General features: G+C 64.7%; 21 protein-coding genes. 7 read left to right on the top strand and 14 right to left on the bottom strand.

All coding sequences use genetic code 11. The features are described 5' to 3' along the window. The first annotated feature begins 32 nt into the window (after positions 1–32). Positions 33–782 carry an FKBP-type peptidyl-prolyl cis-trans isomerase gene (locus A9513_RS25840; RefSeq protein ID WP_024763420.1) on the top strand — a complete coding sequence of 250 codons (750 nt, stop codon included), beginning with the start codon at positions 33–35 and terminating at the stop codon, positions 780–782. Between the two features lie 374 nt (positions 783–1,156). Further along, complete coding sequence (locus A9513_RS25835) at positions 1,157–1,582, top strand: YkvA family protein (RefSeq protein ID WP_024763421.1); 426 nt, start codon at positions 1,157–1,159, stop codon at positions 1,580–1,582. On the opposite strand, the gene A9513_RS25830 is transcribed toward A9513_RS25835, so the two are convergent. Further along, on the bottom strand, positions 1,570–2,316 hold the full coding sequence (locus A9513_RS25830; RefSeq protein ID WP_037009232.1) for an ABC transporter substrate-binding protein: 747 nt from the start codon (positions 2,314–2,316) through the stop codon (positions 1,570–1,572). The genes A9513_RS25835 and A9513_RS25830 overlap by 13 nt on opposite strands. 97 nt (positions 2,317–2,413) lie before the next feature. On the opposite strand from A9513_RS25830, the gene A9513_RS25825 reads away from it, so the two are divergent. From A9513_RS25825 to A9513_RS25815, 3 genes are all read left to right on the top strand, one after another. Continuing rightward, entirely contained in the window at positions 2,414–2,731 is a 318-nt protein-coding gene (locus tag A9513_RS25825) for a helix-turn-helix domain-containing protein (RefSeq protein ID WP_024763423.1), read from the top strand. Further along, on the top strand, positions 2,728–3,093 hold the full coding sequence (locus tag A9513_RS25820) for a hypothetical protein (RefSeq protein WP_024763424.1): 366 nt from the start codon (positions 2,728–2,730) through the stop codon (positions 3,091–3,093). The genes A9513_RS25825 and A9513_RS25820 overlap by 4 nt, the downstream gene beginning before the upstream one ends. A 70-nt stretch (positions 3,094–3,163) precedes the next feature. Beyond that, a complete protein-coding gene (locus A9513_RS25815) occupies positions 3,164–3,580 on the top strand; it encodes a tetratricopeptide repeat protein (protein WP_226046613.1) in 417 nt (138 codons plus the stop codon). Between the two features lies 1 nt (position 3,581). On the opposite strand, the gene A9513_RS25810 is transcribed toward A9513_RS25815, so the two are convergent. Both A9513_RS25810 and A9513_RS25805 read right to left on the bottom strand, forming a co-directional pair. Then, entirely contained in the window at positions 3,582–5,330 is a 1,749-nt protein-coding gene (locus A9513_RS25810; RefSeq protein ID WP_037009236.1) for a bifunctional diguanylate cyclase/phosphodiesterase, read from the bottom strand. A gap of 89 nt (positions 5,331–5,419) precedes the next feature. Continuing rightward, positions 5,420–7,498, bottom strand: a complete 2,079-nt coding sequence (locus A9513_RS25805) for a carboxy terminal-processing peptidase (RefSeq protein ID WP_065085970.1) — start codon at positions 7,496–7,498, stop codon at positions 5,420–5,422. Positions 7,499–7,636: 138 nt separating this feature from the next. Here A9513_RS25805 and A9513_RS25800 point away from each other — a divergent pair, with 138 nt between their 5' ends. Then, positions 7,637–8,599, top strand: coding sequence for an NAD(P)H-quinone oxidoreductase (locus A9513_RS25800; RefSeq protein WP_024763426.1), 963 nt, complete (start codon positions 7,637–7,639; stop codon positions 8,597–8,599). Between the two features lie 55 nt (positions 8,600–8,654). Here A9513_RS25800 and A9513_RS25795 read toward each other — a convergent pair whose 3' ends face one another. Genes A9513_RS25795 through A9513_RS25770 form a run of 6 tightly spaced genes read right to left on the bottom strand, consistent with a single transcriptional unit; the run spans position 8,655 to position 13,841 of the window. Next, the gene (locus tag A9513_RS25795; RefSeq protein WP_024763427.1) at positions 8,655–9,308 is read right to left on the bottom strand and encodes an HAD family phosphatase; all 654 of its coding nucleotides are present in this window, start codon (positions 9,306–9,308) and stop codon (positions 8,655–8,657) included. Further along, complete coding sequence (locus A9513_RS25790; protein WP_065085969.1) at positions 9,308–10,303, bottom strand: ABC transporter ATP-binding protein; 996 nt, start codon at positions 10,301–10,303, stop codon at positions 9,308–9,310. The genes A9513_RS25795 and A9513_RS25790 overlap by 1 nt, the downstream gene beginning before the upstream one ends. Position 10,304: 1 nt before the next feature. Next, complete coding sequence (locus A9513_RS25785) at positions 10,305–11,093, bottom strand: ABC transporter permease (protein ID WP_024763428.1); 789 nt, start codon at positions 11,091–11,093, stop codon at positions 10,305–10,307. Next, positions 11,077–11,919, bottom strand: coding sequence for an ABC transporter permease subunit (locus A9513_RS25780; RefSeq protein WP_024763429.1), 843 nt, complete (start codon positions 11,917–11,919; stop codon positions 11,077–11,079). The genes A9513_RS25785 and A9513_RS25780 overlap by 17 nt, the downstream gene beginning before the upstream one ends. Continuing rightward, complete coding sequence (locus A9513_RS25775; protein WP_065085968.1) at positions 11,916–12,725, bottom strand: alkaline phosphatase family protein; 810 nt, start codon at positions 12,723–12,725, stop codon at positions 11,916–11,918. Before A9513_RS25775 ends, A9513_RS25780 begins: the two co-directional genes overlap by 4 nt. A gap of 57 nt (positions 12,726–12,782) precedes the next feature. Next, the gene (locus tag A9513_RS25770; protein ID WP_065085967.1) at positions 12,783–13,841 is read right to left on the bottom strand and encodes an ABC transporter substrate-binding protein; all 1,059 of its coding nucleotides are present in this window, start codon (positions 13,839–13,841) and stop codon (positions 12,783–12,785) included. Positions 13,842–14,167: 326 nt separating this feature from the next. On the opposite strand from A9513_RS25770, the gene A9513_RS25765 reads away from it, so the two are divergent. Then, positions 14,168–14,884: a UTRA domain-containing protein gene (locus A9513_RS25765; RefSeq protein ID WP_065085966.1), complete on the top strand. Its 717-nt coding sequence runs from the start codon at positions 14,168–14,170 to the stop codon at positions 14,882–14,884. Positions 14,885–14,925: 41 nt separating this feature from the next. Here A9513_RS25765 and A9513_RS25760 read toward each other — a convergent pair whose 3' ends face one another. The 5 genes from A9513_RS25760 to minD form a co-directional block, all read right to left on the bottom strand. Then, positions 14,926–15,327, bottom strand: a complete 402-nt coding sequence (locus A9513_RS25760) for a GFA family protein (RefSeq protein ID WP_024763433.1) — start codon at positions 15,325–15,327, stop codon at positions 14,926–14,928. A 60-nt stretch (positions 15,328–15,387) separates the two neighbouring features. Further along, a complete protein-coding gene (locus A9513_RS25755; protein ID WP_065085965.1) occupies positions 15,388–16,677 on the bottom strand; it encodes a M18 family aminopeptidase in 1,290 nt (429 codons plus the stop codon). An 80-nt stretch (positions 16,678–16,757) separates the two neighbouring features. After that, positions 16,758–17,393 carry an RluA family pseudouridine synthase gene (locus A9513_RS25750; protein ID WP_065085964.1) on the bottom strand — a complete coding sequence of 212 codons (636 nt, stop codon included), beginning with the start codon at positions 17,391–17,393 and terminating at the stop codon, positions 16,758–16,760. Positions 17,394–17,468: 75 nt separating this feature from the next. Continuing rightward, on the bottom strand, positions 17,469–17,723 hold the full coding sequence (minE, locus tag A9513_RS25745) for a cell division topological specificity factor MinE (protein WP_017522035.1): 255 nt from the start codon (positions 17,721–17,723) through the stop codon (positions 17,469–17,471). Continuing rightward, entirely contained in the window at positions 17,720–18,535 is an 816-nt protein-coding gene (minD, locus tag A9513_RS25740) for a septum site-determining protein MinD (RefSeq protein WP_024763436.1), read from the bottom strand. Before minD ends, minE begins: the two co-directional genes overlap by 4 nt. Between the last annotated feature and the right edge of the window lie 28 nt (positions 18,536–18,563).

Here is an 18,563-nt window from a genome sequence, read left to right as displayed (position 1 = left end):
AAGCCATGACGGCGCAAAGACAAGGATTCAGCATGAAACAACATCGGTTGGCGGCAGCGATCGCGCTGGTCGGCCTGGTTCTCGCGGGCTGCGACAAACAGGCCGCCGAAGTGGAACTCAAGACTCCTGCGCAGAAAGCTTCCTATGGCATCGGCCTGAACATGGGCAAGAGCCTCGCCCAGGAAGGCATGAATGACCTGGATTCGAAAGCCGTCGCCCTGGGTATCGAAGATGCCGTCGGCAAGCAGAAGCAGAAGCTGACCGACGAAGAGCTGACCGAAGCCTTCACCGCCCTGCAGAAGCGCACTGAAGAGCAGGTTGCCAAGAAGAACGCCGAGGCCCTGGAAGCCGGCAAGAAATTCCTCGAGGAAAACGGCAAGCGTGAGGGCGTGGTCACCACCAAGTCCGGCCTGCAGTACGAAGTCGTGAAGAAAGCCGACGGCGCACAGCCCAAGGCTACCGATGTCGTCACCGTTCACTACGAAGGCAAGCTGGTCGACGGTACTGTCTTCGACAGCTCCATCCAGCGTGGCAGCCCGATCGACCTGCCGGTCGGCGGCGTGATCCCGGGTTGGGTCGAGGCCCTGCAACTGATGCACGTCGGCGAGAAGATCAAGCTCTTCATCCCGAGCGAACTGGCCTACGGTGCCCAGAGCCCGAGCCCGACCATCCCGGCCAACTCGGTTCTGGTGTTCGATCTCGAACTGCTGGCCATCAAGGACCCGAATCAGCCTGACGCGGCTGAGGCTCCGGAAGCTTCGGCAGAGCAGCCCAAGAAGTAACTGAGTACCTTCGTACCAGTGGAAGCGCCCCGTAACCTGCGGGGCGTTTTCGTTTGTGCGGGGAACGCTCTGGAACGGTGCGCTGACCGTCGGGTCTGAAGGGGAGTAACCTTCATTCCGGTGTTACCCTTATGCACATATTTGACGCAGTTGAAACAATCTCCTCCCCTTGACATTGCCGGGCCCTTCGCTTAGCCGCAACTGCATGATTTTTAACGCATTTGTAGGGGTGAACAAAAAATCGCCGATCTGTCTCCAGCCCTCGTGGCGCGGGCGTTTGGGCGACATCGAGGGTGTCTTTCAACAGAGTTATCCACAGGAAAGGTGGATAACCTGAACCTGCTCTGTACGAATCTTCCTATCGAGGTAAGTCGATGAAAAAGCCTCCGGGATTTGACCGTTTCCTCAAGCTCGCCAGCCGTTTCATCGCGGGTGGGCGAGTGCCTGCGTTGCTGTTCGCCGTCGCTCGCAAGAGTGGCCGGGTGAAGCTGGCCAGGACCGATCTGAAGCTGCTGCAGGAATTGCTGGTGGCGTGGGTGCGCGGCGATTACCGCGGCATCAGTTCCCAGGCGCTGGTTTCCGTGGTGGCGGCGCTGCTGTATTTCCTTTCACCCGTGGACCTGGTGCCCGACTGGCTGCTGGGCGTCGGCTTCCTTGACGACCTGGCGGTGCTGGCCTGGGTGGTACGTCGCTGGCAATCGGAGATCGATGCCTTCAAGGTCTGGCGCGACGCGCAGGGCGTGGAAACCCGCGAAGCCCTGAAGCAACTGCCGCCGCCGGAAGCGATTCAGCGTCTCTGACGCAGCCGCGCGCTCTGCTCGCCGAGCAGGCGCTGGATGGAACCGTCGCTCACCATCGCCTGCAGCACGGCATCCAGTCGCTCGGCGGGCAGCGGCAGGGCAGGGCCGTACGAGCAATGGATCGAGTAGTGCTGCACGTTGTTACTGTGGATCGCCACGGGCAATTCGTGGTGCTGGGCAAGGAGAAACTCCAGCGGCCGGCGCATTTCGATCAATGCATCCAGGCGGCCGGCCTCGAGCATGTGCAGACGTGTATCCAGGTCGCGTACATCGGCGCGCTTCACCCGTCCTTCGGCGAAGGCCTGCATCAGCGGGGCGGGGTAGACGTAGCCCAGGCTGGTGCCGATGCGGATGTCGTGCAGCTGCGCGAGGTTCTCCACAGGCGGCGCATCCGCCCGCTGGGCCAGGGCATCTTCTTCCTCGAACAGGCTGGGAGACCAGTGCAGTTTCTCCGGCGCTTTCATCCACTGCGGATTGTTGATGCACAGCAGGTGGATCGCGCCCTGGGCGAGGGCGGGCTCGGCGCGCTTGTCCGGCGTTTCCACGAAGCGAATCTCGAGCCCCAGGCGCTGTCCGACGGCTTCCCCCAGATCGCGGATGAAGCCAGGTGCCAATTCATGGTCGATACTTTCCGCATAGGGCATGCCGTTGCTTGGCGAATAGCCCCAGCGCAGCTCTTCGGCGCCACACAGGGCGCTGGCCAGGCACAGGCAGAGTGGAATCAGGCGCTGCAAATCGTTCCCCCGATTTGTGGGCGTGACGGCGACCGCAGTATAGCCGGCACAGCCCGGCGCCAGGCTGTTAAGATGGCCGCCTGCAAGGAGTGTTGTCATGAACGTTCAAGTCATCATGCGTGACGGCGAAGCGGAGTACGCCGTGGTTCCCTGGGCTGAGTACCAGGCGCTGCTGGCGGCTGCCGGCCGCGGAGCTGCTCAGCTCGTCAAACCGGATGCGTCCCCGGTGTTCGACGAGAAGCCGGACTGGAAAGCCCTGCGGGAAGCCCGTGGCATCGCCATCGAAACGCTGGCGCGCTCGGTGGGCATCAGCCCGTCCTACCTGGCACTGATAGAGAACGGCGAGCGCGAGGCCAGCGACGCCATCCAGCATGGCCTGCGTCGTGCCCTGGGCACTGGGGAGTCTGCTTCTTGAGCGTGCAGATCAGTCGCAAGCATTGGGAAGGCCTGCTCGGCGAGCTGGAAGACGCCCGCCGCCAGCGCCACCTGCTCACCTACCGGGCGCTGATCGAGCGCCTGCAATTGCCGACCCCGGCCATGACCGTGCTGACCGCCGCACTGGAACACCTGGCTGCGCTGGATGCCCGTGCGGGGCGGCCGATACGCAGCTCGCTGGTGATTAGCCAGGGCGCCAGCCGCCTGCCCAGAACCGGCTTCTTCGAGCATGTCGAACGCCTGGGCCGATTCTCCGGTGCGCCGGATGGTCCTGCTGCCGCCGGCTGGCATGCGGCGGAAGTGGTGCGCGTGTTCGAGTTCGAGTACCCCGAGGAGCTCTGACGTGGCGACGCCTCGCGAGCTGTTCTGGCGTCTGCGTGCACGGCTGAGCTATGCGGTGGCGCGGCGCCTGATGGGGTGGCCGTGGATGGTCCGCCAGCCGCGTTCCTGGGCCTGGATGCAGGGCCAGTTCGCACGCATGGCCGCGCTGGGGGATGTTGGCGCACAGAGCTTCTACGGCCACCTGCTGCTGTTCCGCGGACAGGGGTTTGGCGCCCGCGAGGAAGGCCTGCGCCTGTTGCGCCTGGCCGCCACTGCAGGCGACCACAAGGCGGCGTACCAGTTGGGCGTGCAATCACTCAAGGGCGATACCCGCCATGCCGGCGATGCGCAGGAAGCGGCGCGCTACTGGGGGCAGGCCGCCGAAGCGGGGCATCCGCTGGCGGCCCGCAAGCTTGGCGAGTTGTACCGCAGTGGTGGCCCCGGTCTCGAGCCCGATGTAGCCCAGGCCGAACGCTACGAGACGCGCGCCCGCCAGTTGGGGCTCTGAATCATTCTGCCGTGAGAATGTGCAGGCTGTAGCCGGGCATGTTCTTCGCGTGGCGCTTGGCCTCCGAGGCCAGCCCGGCCAGTTGGCTGGCGTCCAGACGCTGACCGGCGCCACTTTTCACGTGCACCACGCCGATCGACAGGGATAGCAGCGGATACTCCTCGCGCCGCCCCTGGCGGTTGTGTGCGACGAAGCATCCCGCGTCCAGGTGCTCGCGGCTGTAGAAGCGCCGGCACTGGCCCTGGAAATCCTCCAGCAGGTGGTTGAGCCGCTCGCGCCAGTCCTGCGTCCCCAGCACCAGCATGAAATCGTCGCCGCCGATATGGCCGACGAAGTCCCGCGTCGGGTCCACGCGCTCGCCCAGGCACTGCGCCAGGCACAGCAGAACTTCATCGCCGCGGGCATAGCCGTAGAGGTCGTTGAAGGGCTTGAAGCTGTCGATGTCGACATAGCACACCACCGCTTCGCGCCCCTGTTGCAGCAGGCGCGACAGGCACTGCTGGATGGGAACATTGCCCGGTAGCAGCGTCAGTGGGTTGGCGTGCCGGGCCTGGCGGATCTTCAGTTCGGTGATCAGCTTGAGCACGTCGATCACCCGGCCCAACCCCAGGTAGCGACCGTTCAGGGTGATGATGAAGTCTTCCTCGATGCGTTGCCGCGCGCGGCTGGTGAGCAGCCGGCTGACCTGCTGCAGCGACTGGCTGCGTTCCACCGCGAGGAAGTCGTCGCTCATCAGCCGGCTGATCGGCTTGCGCGCATACAGCTCCGGCGCGAACGGCTTGAGCAGGGTGTCCGAGAGTGCATGGCGATGGACGATGCCGACCGGTTGATCGTGGCCGTCGAGCACCGCCAGGGAGTTGAGGTTGGCCTGGGCGCGAAAGGCCTCCAGCACGTCAGCGATGGGCGTGCTGTCGCGCACCGCCGGTTGTTCCAGCAGCAGGGGCTCGAGGTCCGCTTGATCTTCGGCCAGCAACGCGCCAGCACTGTCCACTTCCGGTAGCAGGGCACGAGCGTCGCGAGGCGGAGTTTCGTTGGGGCGGCCAAGCAGGTAGCCCTGGACCAGGTCCACGCCCATCTCGGAAAGCACGGCCAGCTCTTCGGGAATCTCGATGCCTTCGGCGATCACCTGGGCGCGGGAGGCGTGGGCCATCTTCAGGATCGAGCCGACGAACTCGCGCTTCACCGCATCCAGGTGGATGCCTTCGATGAAGTGACGGTCGATCTTCACGTAGTCGGGTCGAAGCTCGGACCACAGGCGCAGGCTGGAGTAGCCCGCACCCAGGTCATCCAGGGCGATGGAAAAACCCATGGCGCGATAGTGGTGAAGTGCGGTGTCGAGGAGGGTGAAATCCTCGATGGGGGTCTGCTCGGTGAGCTCGATCACCACGTCACTGGGCGAGATGCCGAAAGTCTGCAGCAACTGCAGTGTGCGGCCGGGCTGGTGGGTTGGTTCCAGCAGGGATTCGGGCGACACGTTGAGGAACAGCTTGCCCTCGAGCTTGAGGTCGCGAAAGCGCGCGCAGGCCTTGCGCCGGCAGAGCAGCTCCAGTTGGCTCAGGCGGCCGCTGCTGCGGGCGATGCTGAACAGCGGCAGGGGCGAGTGCAGAGGGCCGTTGGAAGGGCCGCGCGTAAGGGCTTCGTAGCCCACCAGGCGCCTTTCCGAAAGCGACAGGATGGGCTGGAACAGGCAGTGCAGGTCGCCGTGAGCGAGGATCTGGTCCAGCGCGCTCAACTGCTCGGTGACGGTCATGACGGTTCTCGGTGGCTGGAAATGCAAAGGGCCGGTTTCCCGGCCCTGTGCATTTCACGACAGTGTCATGACTGTTTGATGTCATCCGATCAGTGTTTGGCCACCTGGGAGTTCAGGTTCAGATAGTCGATCAGGATGTGCCCGGACTCGGTGAGGTAGGCGTCGTCCTGCGGTTTGGTCTTGTCCTCTTCCGGCAGGGCGTTCTCGTCTTCCTTCTTCAGCTCCTTGAGCGGTTCCTGGCCCTTGGATTTGCGCAGGGCGTTCTCCATGGCCAGCTGACGGTTCTCGATGCTGGTCTGCTGGGCGCGACGCTTGGCTTCATTGAGGCTGACGGTCTTCTCCTTCATCAACTCCTGGGCCAGGGCGAGGCGCTCGCGGGCGTAGACGAAGTCCGCGTTGTGCTCGGTGCGCGCGTCGTGGCGCGTGCGCAGCTGGTCGAGGAACGGCTTGAACGGATCGGCCTGGGCCTTCAGCACGGGCTTGATGGTGTCCCACGGCATCGAGTCGGGCAGGGCGCTTTCGCCGATTTCCTTGTCGTCGACGATGGACGGGTAGCCGATGTCGGGGATCACGCCCTGGTGCTGGGTGCTCTGGCCGGAGACGCGGTAGAACTTGGCCAGGGTCAACTTCAGCTCGCCATGGTTGAGCGGCTGAATGGTCTGCACGGTGCCCTTGCCGAAGGTCTGGCCGCCGACGATGAGCGCGCGGTGGTAGTCCTGCATGGCACCGGCGAAGATCTCCGAGGCCGAGGCGGACAGGCGGTTGACCAGCACGGTCATCGGGCCGGTGTAGAACGCCTTGCCCTCGTCATCGTTGAGCACGTCGACACGGCCGTCGCTGTTGCGCACCAGCACGGTCGGGCCCTGATCGATGAACAGGCCGGTCAGTTCTGTGGCTTCCTGCAGGGAGCCGCCGCCGTTGTTGCGCAGGTCGATGACGATGCCGTCGACATTGTCCTTCTGCAGCTCGGCGATGAGCTTCTTCACGTCGCGGGTGGTGGACTTGTAGTCCGGGTCGCCGGCGCGATAGGCCTTGAAGTCGAGGTAGAACGCGGGCACGTCGATGATGCCCAGCTTGTAGTTCTTGCCTTCGTGGTCGATGGTGATTTCCGACTTCTTCGCCGCCTGGTCTTCCAGCTTCACCGCCTCGCGGGTGATGGTGACGATCTTGCTGGTCTGATCGTTCGGCGCGTTGGTGGACGGAATCACTTCCAGGCGGACCTGAGAGCCTTTCGGGCCACGGATCAGTTTGACCACTTCATCCAGACGCCAGCCGACCACGTCGACCATCTCGCCCTTGCCCTGGGCGACGCCGATGATCTTGTCGGAAGTGGCGATCTGCTTGCTCTTCTCGGCGGGGCCGGCCGGTACCAGGCGCACGACCTTGACGTAGTCGTTGTCGCTCTGCAGTACGGCGCCGATGCCTTCGAGCGAGAGGCTCATGTTGATGTCGAAGTTTTCCGCGCTGTCCGGCGACAGGTACTGCGTGTGCGGGTCATAAGTCTGCGCGAAGGCGTTGATGTAGGCCTGGAAGATGTCTTCGCTGCGGGTCTGCTCCAGGCGCATCAGCTGGTTCTTGTAGCGCTTGGTCAGCTGTTCCTGGATGGCCTTGTTGTCCTTGCCGGCGATCTTCAGGCGCAGGACTTCGTCCTTCACCTTCTTGCGCCACAGGTCGTCGAGCGCGGCGCTGTCTTTCGCCCAGGGCGATTTCTCGCGGTCGATCTCCAGCGATTCGTCGGTCTTGAAGTCCATCTTGTCGACGCCCTTGTTCAGGGTGGCCAGGGCGAAGTCCAGGCGCTCCTTCAGGCGGTCGAGGTGACGCTTGTAGATGGTGAAGCCGGGCTCCAGTTCGCCGCTCTTGAGGAAGTCGTCGAACTGGGTGCGCCAGGGCGCGAACTGGTCGATGTCGGCCTGGGTGAAGTACATTCGCGCCGGATCGAGCGTCTTCAGGTAGCTGTCATAGATCTTTGCCGAGCGCTCGTCGTTCAGCGGCGGCTTGTTGTAGTGATGGCGCTTTAGCAACTCAACGATGTTGAGGCTGGCGATCACTTGATCCCGGTCAGGCTGCAGGCCGTCCCATACATTCGGGCTGGTGGTTGCCGCGAACGAGGAAAAGGCGGTTGCGCCGAGGATGAACAACAGGGCGGTAGGGGGCAAAAATCGCTTCATGCTGATTCGACTGATCGCGGAGTTATGACGCATATTAGGCCTTAATTGGCGGCGCCGGGTTCAATCGCAGGTGAATTCGGCGCGAAGAAAGGGCCCGACCTTTCGGATCGGGCCCTGCAGGATCACTATGGAGGCAGCGTGAACGCATTGCAAGGCATCGAAGGGCGAGTGGAGTGGGCCGAGCGCCCGAACCCGACTTGCGCGCAGGGACAGATCCGCATCCAGGTCGCCGCCGCGGGACTCAACCGCGCCGACCTGTTGCAGGTGGCCGGTCTCTACCCGCCGCCACCGGGGGCGAGCGACGTTATCGGCCTGGAGTGCGCCGGCGTGGTGACCGAAGTCGGTGCCGGCAGTACCTGGCAGGTGGGCGACCGCGTCTGCGCCCTGCTGGCTGGCGGCGGTATGGCCGAGGAAGTCGTGGTGGACCAGCGCCATGCGCTGCCGGTGCCTGCCGGCTTGAGCATGGCCGAGGCTGCTGCGCTGCCCGAGGTCTACGCTACCGCCTGGCTTAACCTGTTCATGCTTGGCGCTCTGCAACCCGGTGAAAAAGTCCTGCTGCACGCCGGCGCCAGCGGCGTCGGCTCGGCCGGCATCCAGCTGTGCAAGGCGTTCAACAGCCCATGCTGGGTCAGCGTTGGCTCCGCCGATCGACTGGCCTACTGCGAAAGCCTGGGCGCCGAAGGCGGCGCGCTGCGCGGCGAGAGCCTCGAATCGCTTCGGGATTTCGCGCCCTTCGATGTAATCCTCGATCCGGTGGGCGCCAACTACGCCAAGCTCGACCTGGAAATCCTCGGCCGTGACGGTCGCTGGGTGGTCATTGGCCTGATGGGCGGTCGCAAGGCCGAGCTGGACCTGGCGTTACTGCTGGGCAAGCGTATCCAGCTCATCGGCTCGACCCTGCGTTCGCGGGATGCGGACTTCAAGGCGCAGCTGATCGCTGAACTCGGACAGAAGGTCTGGCCGCTGTTCGAGTCCGGCCAAATCAGCGCTCAACTGGAGCGCACCTTCCCGGTCCGCGATGCGCAGAGCGCGTTCGATGCGCTGGCGAGCAACCAGGTGCAGGGCAAGGTGGTGGTAGTGATCGACGAGAGCCTGGGTTGAGTCGATTGCACTCATGAAAAGGGCCGCTGAAGCGGCCCTTTTTCTGCGCAAGAGGTCATTTCCAGTTCAGAACGTCCCAGCCCATCTTCTGTGCATGCTCCAGCAGGACCGGATCGGCATTCACCACGTGCGGGTTGCCCACCAGCTTGAGCAGTGGCAGGTCGTTGCGCGAGTCTGAGTAGAAGTGCGCCTGGGCCAGGGGGCTGTCGTCGCCCTCCAGCAGGTCGAGCAGGCGCAGCACCTTGCCTTCGCGGTAGGTGAGCACGCCAACGGTACGGCCGGTGTAGTGGCCGTTCACTACTTCCAGGTCGATGGCCAGCACTTCGTCGATGCCGATGCGTTCGGCAATGGGCTGGACCAGGTGCACGCCGGAGGCTGAGATCACCAGCGGGCGGTCGCCAGCTTCGCGGTGGCGGGCGAGGGTGGCACACGCGTCGCTATGGATCAGCGGCTCGATCACGTCCTCGACGAAGGCTTCCACATCGCGCTCGATTTCTTCCACGCTGCGTCCGGCCATCGGTTCCAGGGCGAAGGCCATGTAGTCCTCCATGGGCAGCTTGCCCTGCGCGTACAGCGCCATCAGTTCGGCGTCGCGCTTGAGGAACGACTCCGCGTCGACCCAGCCGAGATCGGCCATGCGCTTGCTCCACAGGCTCGCGCAGTCGCCGTCGATCAGGGTGTCGTCGAGGTCGAATATCACCAGGGCCATCAGGCCACCTCCCGTATGCTTTCAATGTCTACGTGCAGGCCGAGCGTGGTGCCGGCTGGGTACAGGCGCTCGGCGCTGCGGTTGAGGACGTCCACGGTCAGCTCGACGCCATTGGCGTCCACCCGGTAGCGGATCACGTTGCCCAGCAGGCTGTGGGAGAGTACCCGAACCGGAATGCCCTCGCTCGCTTCGGCGCTCAGGCGCAGGGATTCGGGGCGGATCGCCACCTGCTGGCGGAAGGGGCGGTCCAGGAGCCTGGTCGCCTGGGCCGCGTCGAGCAGGTTGTAGTTGCCGATGAAGCCGGCGGCGAAGGCGTTTTCCGGCGCCGTGTAGAGCGTCTCGGCGTCGCCGCTCTGGACGATGCGCCCGGCGTTCATCAGTACGATACGGTCGGACAGCGTCAGTGCTTCTTCCTGATCGTGGGTGACGAACACCGTGGTCAGTTTCAGCTCCTGCTGGATGCGCCGGATCTGCTCGCGCAGGTGCTTGCGGATGCGTGCGTCCAGCGCCGACAGCGGCTCGTCGAGCAGCAGAAGGCGTGGGCGGGTGACCAGCGAGCGGGCCAGGGCGACGCGCTGGCACTGGCCGCCGGAGAGCTGGTGCGGATAGCGTGTGGCGAGCGGGCCGAGTTCGACCATGTCCAGCACCTCGGCCACGCGTTGGGCGGATTCCGCTCCCGGCACCTTGTGCATGCGCAAACCGAAGCCGACGTTCTGCTCCACGGTCATGTTGGGGAACAGCGCGTAGCTCTGGAATACCATGGCGATGCCGCGCTTCTGCGGGCTCTTGGGCACGATGTCCTCGCCGTCCAGCAGGATGCGTCCGCTGTCCACCGCGGTGAGGCCGGCGATGCAGCGCAGCAGGGTGGATTTGCCGCAGCCGCTGGGGCCGAGCAGGGTGACGAACTCGCCGCGCTCGGCGGCGAAGTCAATGTCCTGGAATACCGTGGTGCTGCCGTAGCTCTTGTTCAGTGTTTCGACGCTGAGGAAGCTCATGTCAGGTCTTGTCCTTGTTCAAACGATTTGCCGCCCAGGTGAGCAGCAGGACGAAGAGGAAGTAGGAGACCACCACCGCGCTGGTGTAGTGGCCGCTGCTGTTGCGCATGTTGTTGAGGAACACCTGCAGCGTCTCGTAGCGGGTGCCCACCAGCAGGTTGGCGAAGACGAACTCGCCGATGAGGAAGCTGAAGGACAGGAACAGCGCCACCATCAGGCCCTTGCGCAGGTTCGGCAGCACCACCAGCAGCGCGGCCTGCCAGGTGCTGGCGCCGAGCAGGTGGGCGGCGTCCATCAGGTCGTGCAGGTTGATCGCCTGCAGGTTGTTGCTGATCGCCCGGTACATGAAGGGCAGGGCGATGGTGAAGTAGCAGCCGATCAGGATCCACGGCGTACCGACGATGGGCACCGGGCCCGAGGCATAGAGCTGCAGCAGGCCGACCGACGAGACTACTGGTGGCACCGCGAAGGGCAGCAGGATCAGCACGTTCATCAGTGCGTCCAGGCGTGGGAAGTAGTAGTGGATGACGAACATCAGCGGCAGCACCAGCACCACGCTGAGGAGCAGCGCGCCGAAGCACACCAGCAGCGACTGGCCGAAGGCGACGAGGAAGCGCGGGTCGCTCCACAGGGTCAGGAACCACTTCAGGGTCAGCCCGTCGGGCAGCACGCTGGCGCTCCACGAGGTGGCCAGCGAATAGAGCAGGGTGGCGGCCAGCGGCACCAGCAGGATCAGGAACAGCGCGTAGACCACCACGCGGTGGTAGAGCGCGTTAGCGTTTCTCGACATGGTAGCTCCGGCGCAGCAGCCACTGGTGGGCCAGGGTAATGATGCTCATCAGGCCGACCAGCACCATCGCCAGGGCGCTGGCCATGTTCGGGTCGAGGAACACGTCGCCCGAGACCAGCCCGGCGATGCGGATCGGCACCACGTTGAAGTTGCCGGTGGTCAGCGAGTAGACCGTGGCGTAGGCGCCCAGCGCGTTGGCCAGCAGGATGACGAAGGTGCCCAGCAGCGCAGGGGTCAGCACCGGGATGCCGATGTGCCGCCAGAACGCCCACTGGCTGGCGCCCAGCAGCGCGGCGGATTCGCGCCAGTCTTCGCGCAGGGCGTCGAAGGCCGGGTAGAGCAGCATCACGCCCAGGGGAATCTGGAAGTAGGTGTAGAGGATGATCAGGCCGGTCTTCGAATAGAGGTTGAAGTCCTCGATGATCCCCGCCTGTTTCAGCAGCAGGGTGATGGCGCCGTTGAAGCCGAGGATGATGATGAAGGCGAAGGCCAGCGGCACCCCGGCGAAGTTGCTGGTCATGTTGGCGAAGGCCATCACGAAGTCGCGCAGCTTGCTGTCCACCTGGCGCAGCGAGTAGCTGCCGAGGATGGCGATGAACAGTCCGATCAGGCTCGACCACAGCGAGATTTCCAGGCTGTAGCGGATCGCCTGGAGGTAGAAGGGCGAGCCGAAGATCTCGCTGAAATTGCCCAGGCCCCAGCCGTCGCCGGTGCGCACGCTGTTGATCATCACCCACAGCAGCGGCGCGAGCTGGAAGGCGAAAAAGAACAGTGCGAAAGGCAGCAGGCAGAGCAGGGCGAAGCGTTTTCCGGTGTTCGATCTCATGCCTTGAGCAGCTCCCGGCAGACCGGTTTGTCGTGGGGCGCGCCGAGGATCTCGCACAGCGTGCCGCAGAGTTCGACCTGGCGCGGGCGGGCCTGGTCATCGAGGCTGAATGCCTCGCCGAAGACGAACAGCGGCACTTCGCGCTCCTCGGGGAGGATGCCGCCGTGGCTGCGGTCGTCGTTCATGCCGTGGTCGGCGGTGACCATCACCTGGTAGCCGGCGGCCAGCCACTGGTGCAGGTATTCGGAGAGGATGATGTCGGCGTGCCGCGCGCTGTTGCGGTACTGCGGCGTGCCGAGGCCGTGCTTGTGGCCGGTGTCGTCGATGTTCATCGGGTGCACCAGCAGGCAGTTGGGCGCGTGCCGGCGGCGCAGCGACTCGGCATCGGTGAACAGGTGCGAGTCGGGGTAGTGGTCGGTCCAGTAGAAGTGGCCGTGCTGGATCGGCAGGGATTCATCGGCGGTATGACGGTCGCGCGCCGGGTCGAAGGGCGTGCGGTTGTACAGCTCGCTGACCCAGTGATAGGCCGCCGCGGCGGTCGTCAGACCGGCATCGCGAGCGTAGTGGAACAGGCTGCGCTGGTTGGACAGGCGCGATACGTCGTTGTGCAGGATACCGCTGTCGATGGGGCGCACGCCGGTGAGGATACATTCGTAGAGCGGGCGCGATAGCGACGGCAGCTCGCATTCGAGCCGGTAGAGCTGGCCGCGGCCGGCGCTGCACAGTGCTTGCAGATGGCCCATGCAGTCGTGGGCGACGCTGTAGTTGAGGCCGTCGAGGATGACCAGGATGACGTCGTGGCGCATGGGGCGGGGCCTTCGGTGAAGCGCGGCCGCCCCGGCGCGAACCGGGGCGGCTGGGCGTCACTGCATGTTGATGATGACGTTTTCCTGCCACTGGCGCGGCAGGCGCTTGGAGGTTTCTTCCCAGGCCTTGGGATCCTTGATCGGCTGGGCCTTGGCGTACTGCTCGTTGGGCAGCAGCTTGGCCTTCACCTCGGCCGGCAGCGTCAGGTGCTCGGCGCGGATCGGGCGGGCGTTGCCCTTGGCCAGGTTGATCTGCCCGGCGTCGCTGAAGATGTACTCCCGCGCCAGCTTGGCGGCGTTGGGGTTCTTCGCGTACTTGTTGATGATGGTGGTGTAGCCGGAGATCACCGAGCCGTCGGAGGGGATCAGCACCTCGAAGCGCGACGGGTCGATCTGGTCGCGGTAGCTCAGGCCGTTGAAGTCCCAGACGATGCCGACTTCCACTTCACCCTTCTCCAGGGTGTTGATTACCGGGTTGGTCAGCGACAGGCGACCCTGCTTGGCGAGCTGGGCGAAGAATTCCAGGCCCGGCTTGATGTTCTTCTCGTCACCGCCGTTGGCGATGCTGGCGGCCAGCACGCCGTTGACGGCCTGGGCGGCGGCGCTGACGTCACCGATGGTGACCTTGTACTTGCCCTTGAGCAGGTCGGCCCAGCTGTGCGGGACGTCCTTCACCAACTGCTTGTTGACGATGAAGGCGATGGTGCCGGTGTAGGCGAGCGCCCAGTGGCCGTCCTTGTCCTTGGCCCAATCCGGAACCTGGTCCCAGGTGCTGGGCTTGTAGGGCTGGCTGACGTCCATCTGCATGGCGATGGGGCCGAAGGCGGCACCGACGTCGCCGATGTCGGCGCTGGCGTTTTCCTTCTCGGCCTTGAACTTGGCCAGCTCCTGGGCCGAGCTCATGTCGGTGTCCATGTGCTTCAAGCCGTACTTGCTTTCCAGATCCTTCCAGGTGTCCTTCCAGTTCGCCCAGCTGTCGGGCATGCCCACGCTGTTGACCTGGCCTTCCTTGCGGGCGGCGGCTTCCAGCGATTGCAGATCGGCGTTGGCCGCCATGGCGAGGCCGCTGCCCAAGGCAATGGCCGATCCCAGCAGTGAAGCAAGCAAGCGTTTCATTCGGTGCTCCTTCGGTTTTAGTGTTTTCAAGCGTGGTCTAGATCAGCAAGACGCAGGCCAATCTAAGCGGCGTGGATGACAGTTTGATGTAGGCCCCCGGCGCGCCGACCCGGCCCTGAGCGGCCAGTGGGTCGTCGGGGAAAAGCGTAGACCATGGCCAACGCCTTGATCCGCCTGGTCTACGCTGGTGTCGTTAACTGGCATGGGCGCTGCTTGCAAAGGCACTGTCACGGGACGGTCATCGGGCTTTCCTAGGATTACGACAGCCCGCGAGGGAGAAAAAATGCCCTGTTCTGGGGCTGGACTAGTCCAAAAGAGGGAATCGAATGCGCGATACGGCGCTACCCACGGTCACCGCGATCTGCCGCGCGCTCATCGAACAGATCGACAGCGGCCTGCTCAGCGCTGGCGGCAAGCTGCCGGCCGAGCGCAAGCTGAGCGAGCTGTTCGACACCACGCGGATCACCCTGCGCGAGGCGCTGGGGCAACTGGAGGCCCAGGGGCTGATCTACCGCGAGGAGCGCCGCGGCTGGTTCGTCTCGCCGCCGCGCCTGCTCTACAACCCGCTGGTTCGCAGTCACTACCACGCCATGGTGGAAGGCCAGGGCCGGGTGCCGGCGACGGAGGTGCTGTCGGCCCGACAGGTGCCCGCCAGTGCGGCGATCTGTGAGCTGCTGGAGCTGCCTGCGCTATCGAGCGTCTACCAGATTCGCCGGCTGCGCCGGGTAGATGGCCGCCTGGTGCTGTACGTCGAGCATTACCTCAATCCGGCGTATTTCCCCGGCATCCTCGACAGCGATCTGACCTGCTCACTCACCGAGCTTTACGCCAGCCGTTATGACATCCGCTACGGCCGCGTGCGCTTCGACATGGTGCCCACCGCCCTGCACGGTGAGGCGGCCAGCGTGCTGCGTGTCGCCGAGGGCAGCCCGGCGCTGCGCATCACCCGTATCAATGGCGACCAGCATGGGCGCATCATCGATTGCGACCTGGAATTCTGGCGGCACGATGCCATCCACGTGAGTGTGGAAGTGCCGGATTGATGGCCTGCCGTCGAGCCTGACTTGTAGGAGCGAAAGCCGCTTCAGCGATCGGGGTTCCATTCCGGATAGGCCGGAATCCCATCCTGCGCAAGCCAGGGTCGGTCGTGGGACACCCAGATATGCCGCGCCGGCCGGGTGCCTGGATCCTCGTCCAGGCTGGCTACCCGCACGATGACGTGAGGCTGGCCGGCGCGCTCGGCGATCAACTGCGTGCCGCAGCGCGGGCAGAACTTGCGCAGCTTGCCGGGCGAGGATTCATAGGCTGCCAGCTTGTCCGCACCACGGGTCCAGCGGAAGTGTTCGCGCATGACCCCTGCCGTGCTGGCGAAGGCCGCAGCGTGCGCCTTCTGGCAGGTCCGGCAGTGGCAATGGCCGATAGGCATGTCCAGGCCGTCGATCTCGTAGGCGATGTCGCCGCACAGGCAGCTTCCGTTGAAGGACATGGCTGGCTCTCCTCTAACACTCTCCATACAAAAACGCCCGGCAGGCGCCGGGCGTTCGGGTCAGGGCAGGTCGGCGCTGTCGTAGAAGGCGCTGAGAACCTTGGCCAGGTAGTGCAGGTCCTGGCTGCCGGCCAGTTCGCGGATGGAGTGCATGGCGAAGGTCGGCAGGCCGATGTCGACGGTACGCACGCCGATCTGGCTGGCGGTGATCGGGCCGATGGTGGAGCCGCAACCCATGTCGCTGCGGGTCACGAAGCTCTGCACCGGCACTTCGTTTTCCAGGCACAGGTGGCGGAAGAAGCCGGCGGTCTCGCTGTTGGTGGCGTAACGCTGGTTGCTGTTGATCTTGATCACCGGACCGCCGTTAAGCTTCGGGCCGTGGTCGCCGTCGTGCTTATCGGCGTAGTTCGGGTGTACGCCGTGGGCGTTGTCGGCGGAGACCAGCAGCGAGCGCTGCACGGTGCGGGTGAAGGCATCGCCCTCGGGCAGCAGGCGGCGCAGCACCTGCTCGAGGAACGGACCATCGGCGCCGCAGGCGGAGCAGGAGCCGACTTCCTCGTGGTCGGTGCAGACCAGCACGCCGCTCTGCTCGTCGCTGCTGCCCAGCAGCGCCTGCAGGCCGGCGTAGCAGGACAGCAGGTTGTCCAGGCGGGCACCGGCGATGAACGCCTGGTCGAGGCCTATCACGGCGGCGCGCTGGGTATCGTAGAAGCTCAGCTCGTAGTCAAGGATGGCGTCGGCGGTGATGCCGTGCTCCAGCTGCAACTGCTCGCCGAGCAGGTCGCGGAAGTCGCGGGTCTCGCCGGCGGCGACCTGGGCGAGGATCGGCGGCAGCTCGGTCTGCGCATTGATCGCCCAGCCCAGGTTGGCTTCGCGGTTGAGGTGGATCGCCAGGTTGGGGATCACCGCAATGGGCGCCCTGAAGTCGATCAGCTTGCTTTCCACCTTGCCGGCCAGGCGGAAGGTGACGCGGCCGGCCAGGGACAGGTCGCGGTCGAACCAGGGCGCAAACAGCGCGCCGCCGTAGACCTCGACGCCCAGCTGCCAGTAGCCGTTGCGCACCAGCTCGGGGTTCGGCTTGACGCGCAGGCACGGGCTGTCGGTGTGGGCGCCGACCAGGCGCAGGCCGTTCTCCAGCAGCGGCACTGTGCCGAGCTTGAAGGCGATCAGCGAGGAGTCGTTGCGGGTGACGTAATAGCGGCCACCGGCTTCGGTGCGCCAGGCCTCGCGCTCGTCCAGGCGCTGATAGCCGGCCTCTTCAAGGCGGAGGGCGAGGGCCTGGGTGGCGTGGAAGGGGGTGGGGGAGGCCGCGAGGAAATCGATCAGGCCCTGGTTGAGTTCTGCACGCATGGGTAACTCCGGACAGCGAATGGCCGGAAGTTTAACGTAAATGGGCAAATCTGCGGCCAGGCGAGGACCTTGTAAAACAATCAGAACGGCGCGGGCGATTCGAAGCGCAGGCGTTCGCCGGTCTGCGGATGGGTCAGGGCCAGCATGCTGGCGTGCAGGCAGAGGCGGTCGCGCAGGGCCAGGGCTTCGCCCTCGGCATACAGGCGGTCACCGAGCAGCGGGTGGCCGATGCTGAGCATGTGCACACGCAACTGGTGCGAGCGCCCGGTGATTGGCGTCAACTCCACGCGGCTCCAGTTGCCGTGGCGCTCCATGACCCGCCAGAAGGTCAGCGCATGACGGCCCTGTTCGAAGTCCACCACGTGGCGCGGCTTGGTTGGCGGGTCGTAGCGCAGCGGTGCCTCGATGCGGCCACTGTCCGGTTCCGGCTCACCCCAGCAGAGGGCGGTGTAGGCCTTTTCGGTTTCGCGGTCGTGGAACTGGCGGGACAGCTCGCGGTGGCTGTCGGCATCGCGGGCCAGCACGATCAGCCCGGAGGTTTCCCAGTCCAACCGGTGGACGATGCGCGCTTCCGGGTAGCCGTTCTCCTGCAGACGGGTGATCAGGCAGTCCTTGTTGTCGTCCGCGCGGCCGGGCACGGAGAGCAGCAGGGTGGGCTTGTTCACCACCAGCAGGGCGGCGTCCTCATGGACGAATTCGATCTGGGAAAGCGGCATGGAAGCTCTTGCGCGAATAAGAATGACGAAAACGACTGCGGCGGCCGAAGCCGCCGCAGGTCCACCACAACCGGATCAACGCTCCGGCAGGGTGATGTTGAGTTCCAGGATCGAACAGCTGCCCTGGTTGGCCAGCTCGACCTGGACTTGTTCCTGATCGATGGGCACGTATTTGCGGATCACTTCCAGCAGGTCTTTCTGCAGCTGCGGGAGGTAGTCCGGTTGCGAACGGTTGCCGCGCTCATGGGCGACGATGATCTGGAGTCTTTCTTTCGCGATGGATGCGCTGGATTGCGACTTCCGGCTGCGGAAGAAATCTAAAAGGCTCATTCACGTCCTCCGAACAGTCGTTGCAGGAATCCTTTCTTCTGCACGTCGAGGAAACGGTGGGGCATTTCTTTGCCCAGCAGTCGCTCGACGGCGTCGCTGTACGCCTGGCCGGCATCGCTTTCTTCGTCGAGGATGACCGGTACGCCCTGGTTGGATGCCTTGAGCACCGCCTGGGATTCCGGGATCACGCCGAGCAGGCGGATGGCCAGGATTTCCTCGACGTCTTCGACGCCGAGCATTTCGCCCTTGGTGACGCGCTCGGGGTTGTAGCGGGTCAGCAGCAGGTGTTCCTTGATCGGGTCCTCGCCTTTCTCGGCGCGGGCGGACTTGCTGGCCAGCAGGCCCAGCATGCGGTCGGAGTCGCGGACCGAGGAGACTTCCGGGTTGGTCACGACGATCGCCTCGTCGGCGTAGTACATGGCCAGGTGGGCACCTTTCTCGATGCCAGCCGGGGAGTCGCAAATGACGTAGTCGAAGGATTGCTTGAGCTCTTCGATGACCTTGCCGACGCCTTCCTGGGTGAGGGCGTCCTTGTCGCGGGTCTGGCTGGCGGCCAGCACGTACAGGTTTTCGAGGCGCTTGTCCTTGATCAGGGCCTGGGTGAGGGTCGCTTCGCCGTTGATGACGTTGACGAAGTCGTACACCACGCGGCGTTCGCAGCCCATGATCAGGTCGAGGTTACGCAGGCCCACGTCGAAGTCGACGATGACGGTCTTGTGGCCGCGCAGGGCCAGGCCGGTGCCGATGGCTGCGCTGGTGGTGGTTTTACCGACGCCACCTTTACCGGAAGTGACTACGAGGATCTTGGCCAAGGTGATTCACCCCAAAGAAAAAACGAAG

The organism is Pseudomonas sp. AU12215 (genome assembly GCF_001675465.2).
Taxonomy (GTDB): domain Bacteria; phylum Pseudomonadota; class Gammaproteobacteria; order Pseudomonadales; family Pseudomonadaceae; genus Pseudomonas; species Pseudomonas nitroreducens.
The sequence above is the reverse complement of the archived record's forward strand: the minus strand, read 5'-3'. Positions and strand labels throughout refer to the sequence as shown.

Bases quoted from the DNA above. Each gene is read 5' to 3' on its own strand.
- A9513_RS25840 (WP_024763420.1), top strand. From the start codon at position 33: ATGAAACAACATCGGTTGGCGGCAGCGATCGCGCTGGTCGGCCTGGTT.
- A9513_RS25835 (WP_024763421.1), top strand. From the start codon at position 1,157: ATGAAAAAGCCTCCGGGATTTGACCGTTTCCTCAAGCTCGCCAGCCGT.
- A9513_RS25825 (WP_024763423.1), top strand. From the start codon at position 2,414: ATGAACGTTCAAGTCATCATGCGTGACGGCGAAGCGGAGTACGCCGTG.
- A9513_RS25815 (WP_226046613.1), top strand. From the start codon at position 3,164: ATGGGGTGGCCGTGGATGGTCCGCCAGCCGCGTTCCTGGGCCTGGATG.
- A9513_RS25810 (WP_037009236.1), bottom strand. From the start codon at position 5,330: ATGACCGTCACCGAGCAGTTGAGCGCGCTGGACCAGATCCTCGCTCAC.
- A9513_RS25805 (WP_065085970.1), bottom strand. From the start codon at position 7,498: ATGAAGCGATTTTTGCCCCCTACCGCCCTGTTGTTCATCCTCGGCGCA.
- A9513_RS25795 (WP_024763427.1), bottom strand. From the start codon at position 9,308: ATGGCCCTGGTGATATTCGACCTCGACGACACCCTGATCGACGGCGAC.
- A9513_RS25790 (WP_065085969.1), bottom strand. From the start codon at position 10,303: ATGAGCTTCCTCAGCGTCGAAACACTGAACAAGAGCTACGGCAGCACC.
- A9513_RS25785 (WP_024763428.1), bottom strand. From the start codon at position 11,093: ATGTCGAGAAACGCTAACGCGCTCTACCACCGCGTGGTGGTCTACGCG.
- A9513_RS25780 (WP_024763429.1), bottom strand. From the start codon at position 11,919: ATGAGATCGAACACCGGAAAACGCTTCGCCCTGCTCTGCCTGCTGCCT.
- A9513_RS25775 (WP_065085968.1), bottom strand. From the start codon at position 12,725: ATGCGCCACGACGTCATCCTGGTCATCCTCGACGGCCTCAACTACAGC.
- A9513_RS25770 (WP_065085967.1), bottom strand. From the start codon at position 13,841: ATGAAACGCTTGCTTGCTTCACTGCTGGGATCGGCCATTGCCTTGGGC.
- A9513_RS25765 (WP_065085966.1), top strand. From the start codon at position 14,168: ATGCGCGATACGGCGCTACCCACGGTCACCGCGATCTGCCGCGCGCTC.
- A9513_RS25760 (WP_024763433.1), bottom strand. From the start codon at position 15,327: ATGTCCTTCAACGGAAGCTGCCTGTGCGGCGACATCGCCTACGAGATC.
- A9513_RS25755 (WP_065085965.1), bottom strand. From the start codon at position 16,677: ATGCGTGCAGAACTCAACCAGGGCCTGATCGATTTCCTCGCGGCCTCC.
- A9513_RS25750 (WP_065085964.1), bottom strand. From the start codon at position 17,393: ATGCCGCTTTCCCAGATCGAATTCGTCCATGAGGACGCCGCCCTGCTG.
- minE (WP_017522035.1), bottom strand. From the start codon at position 17,723: ATGAGCCTTTTAGATTTCTTCCGCAGCCGGAAGTCGCAATCCAGCGCA.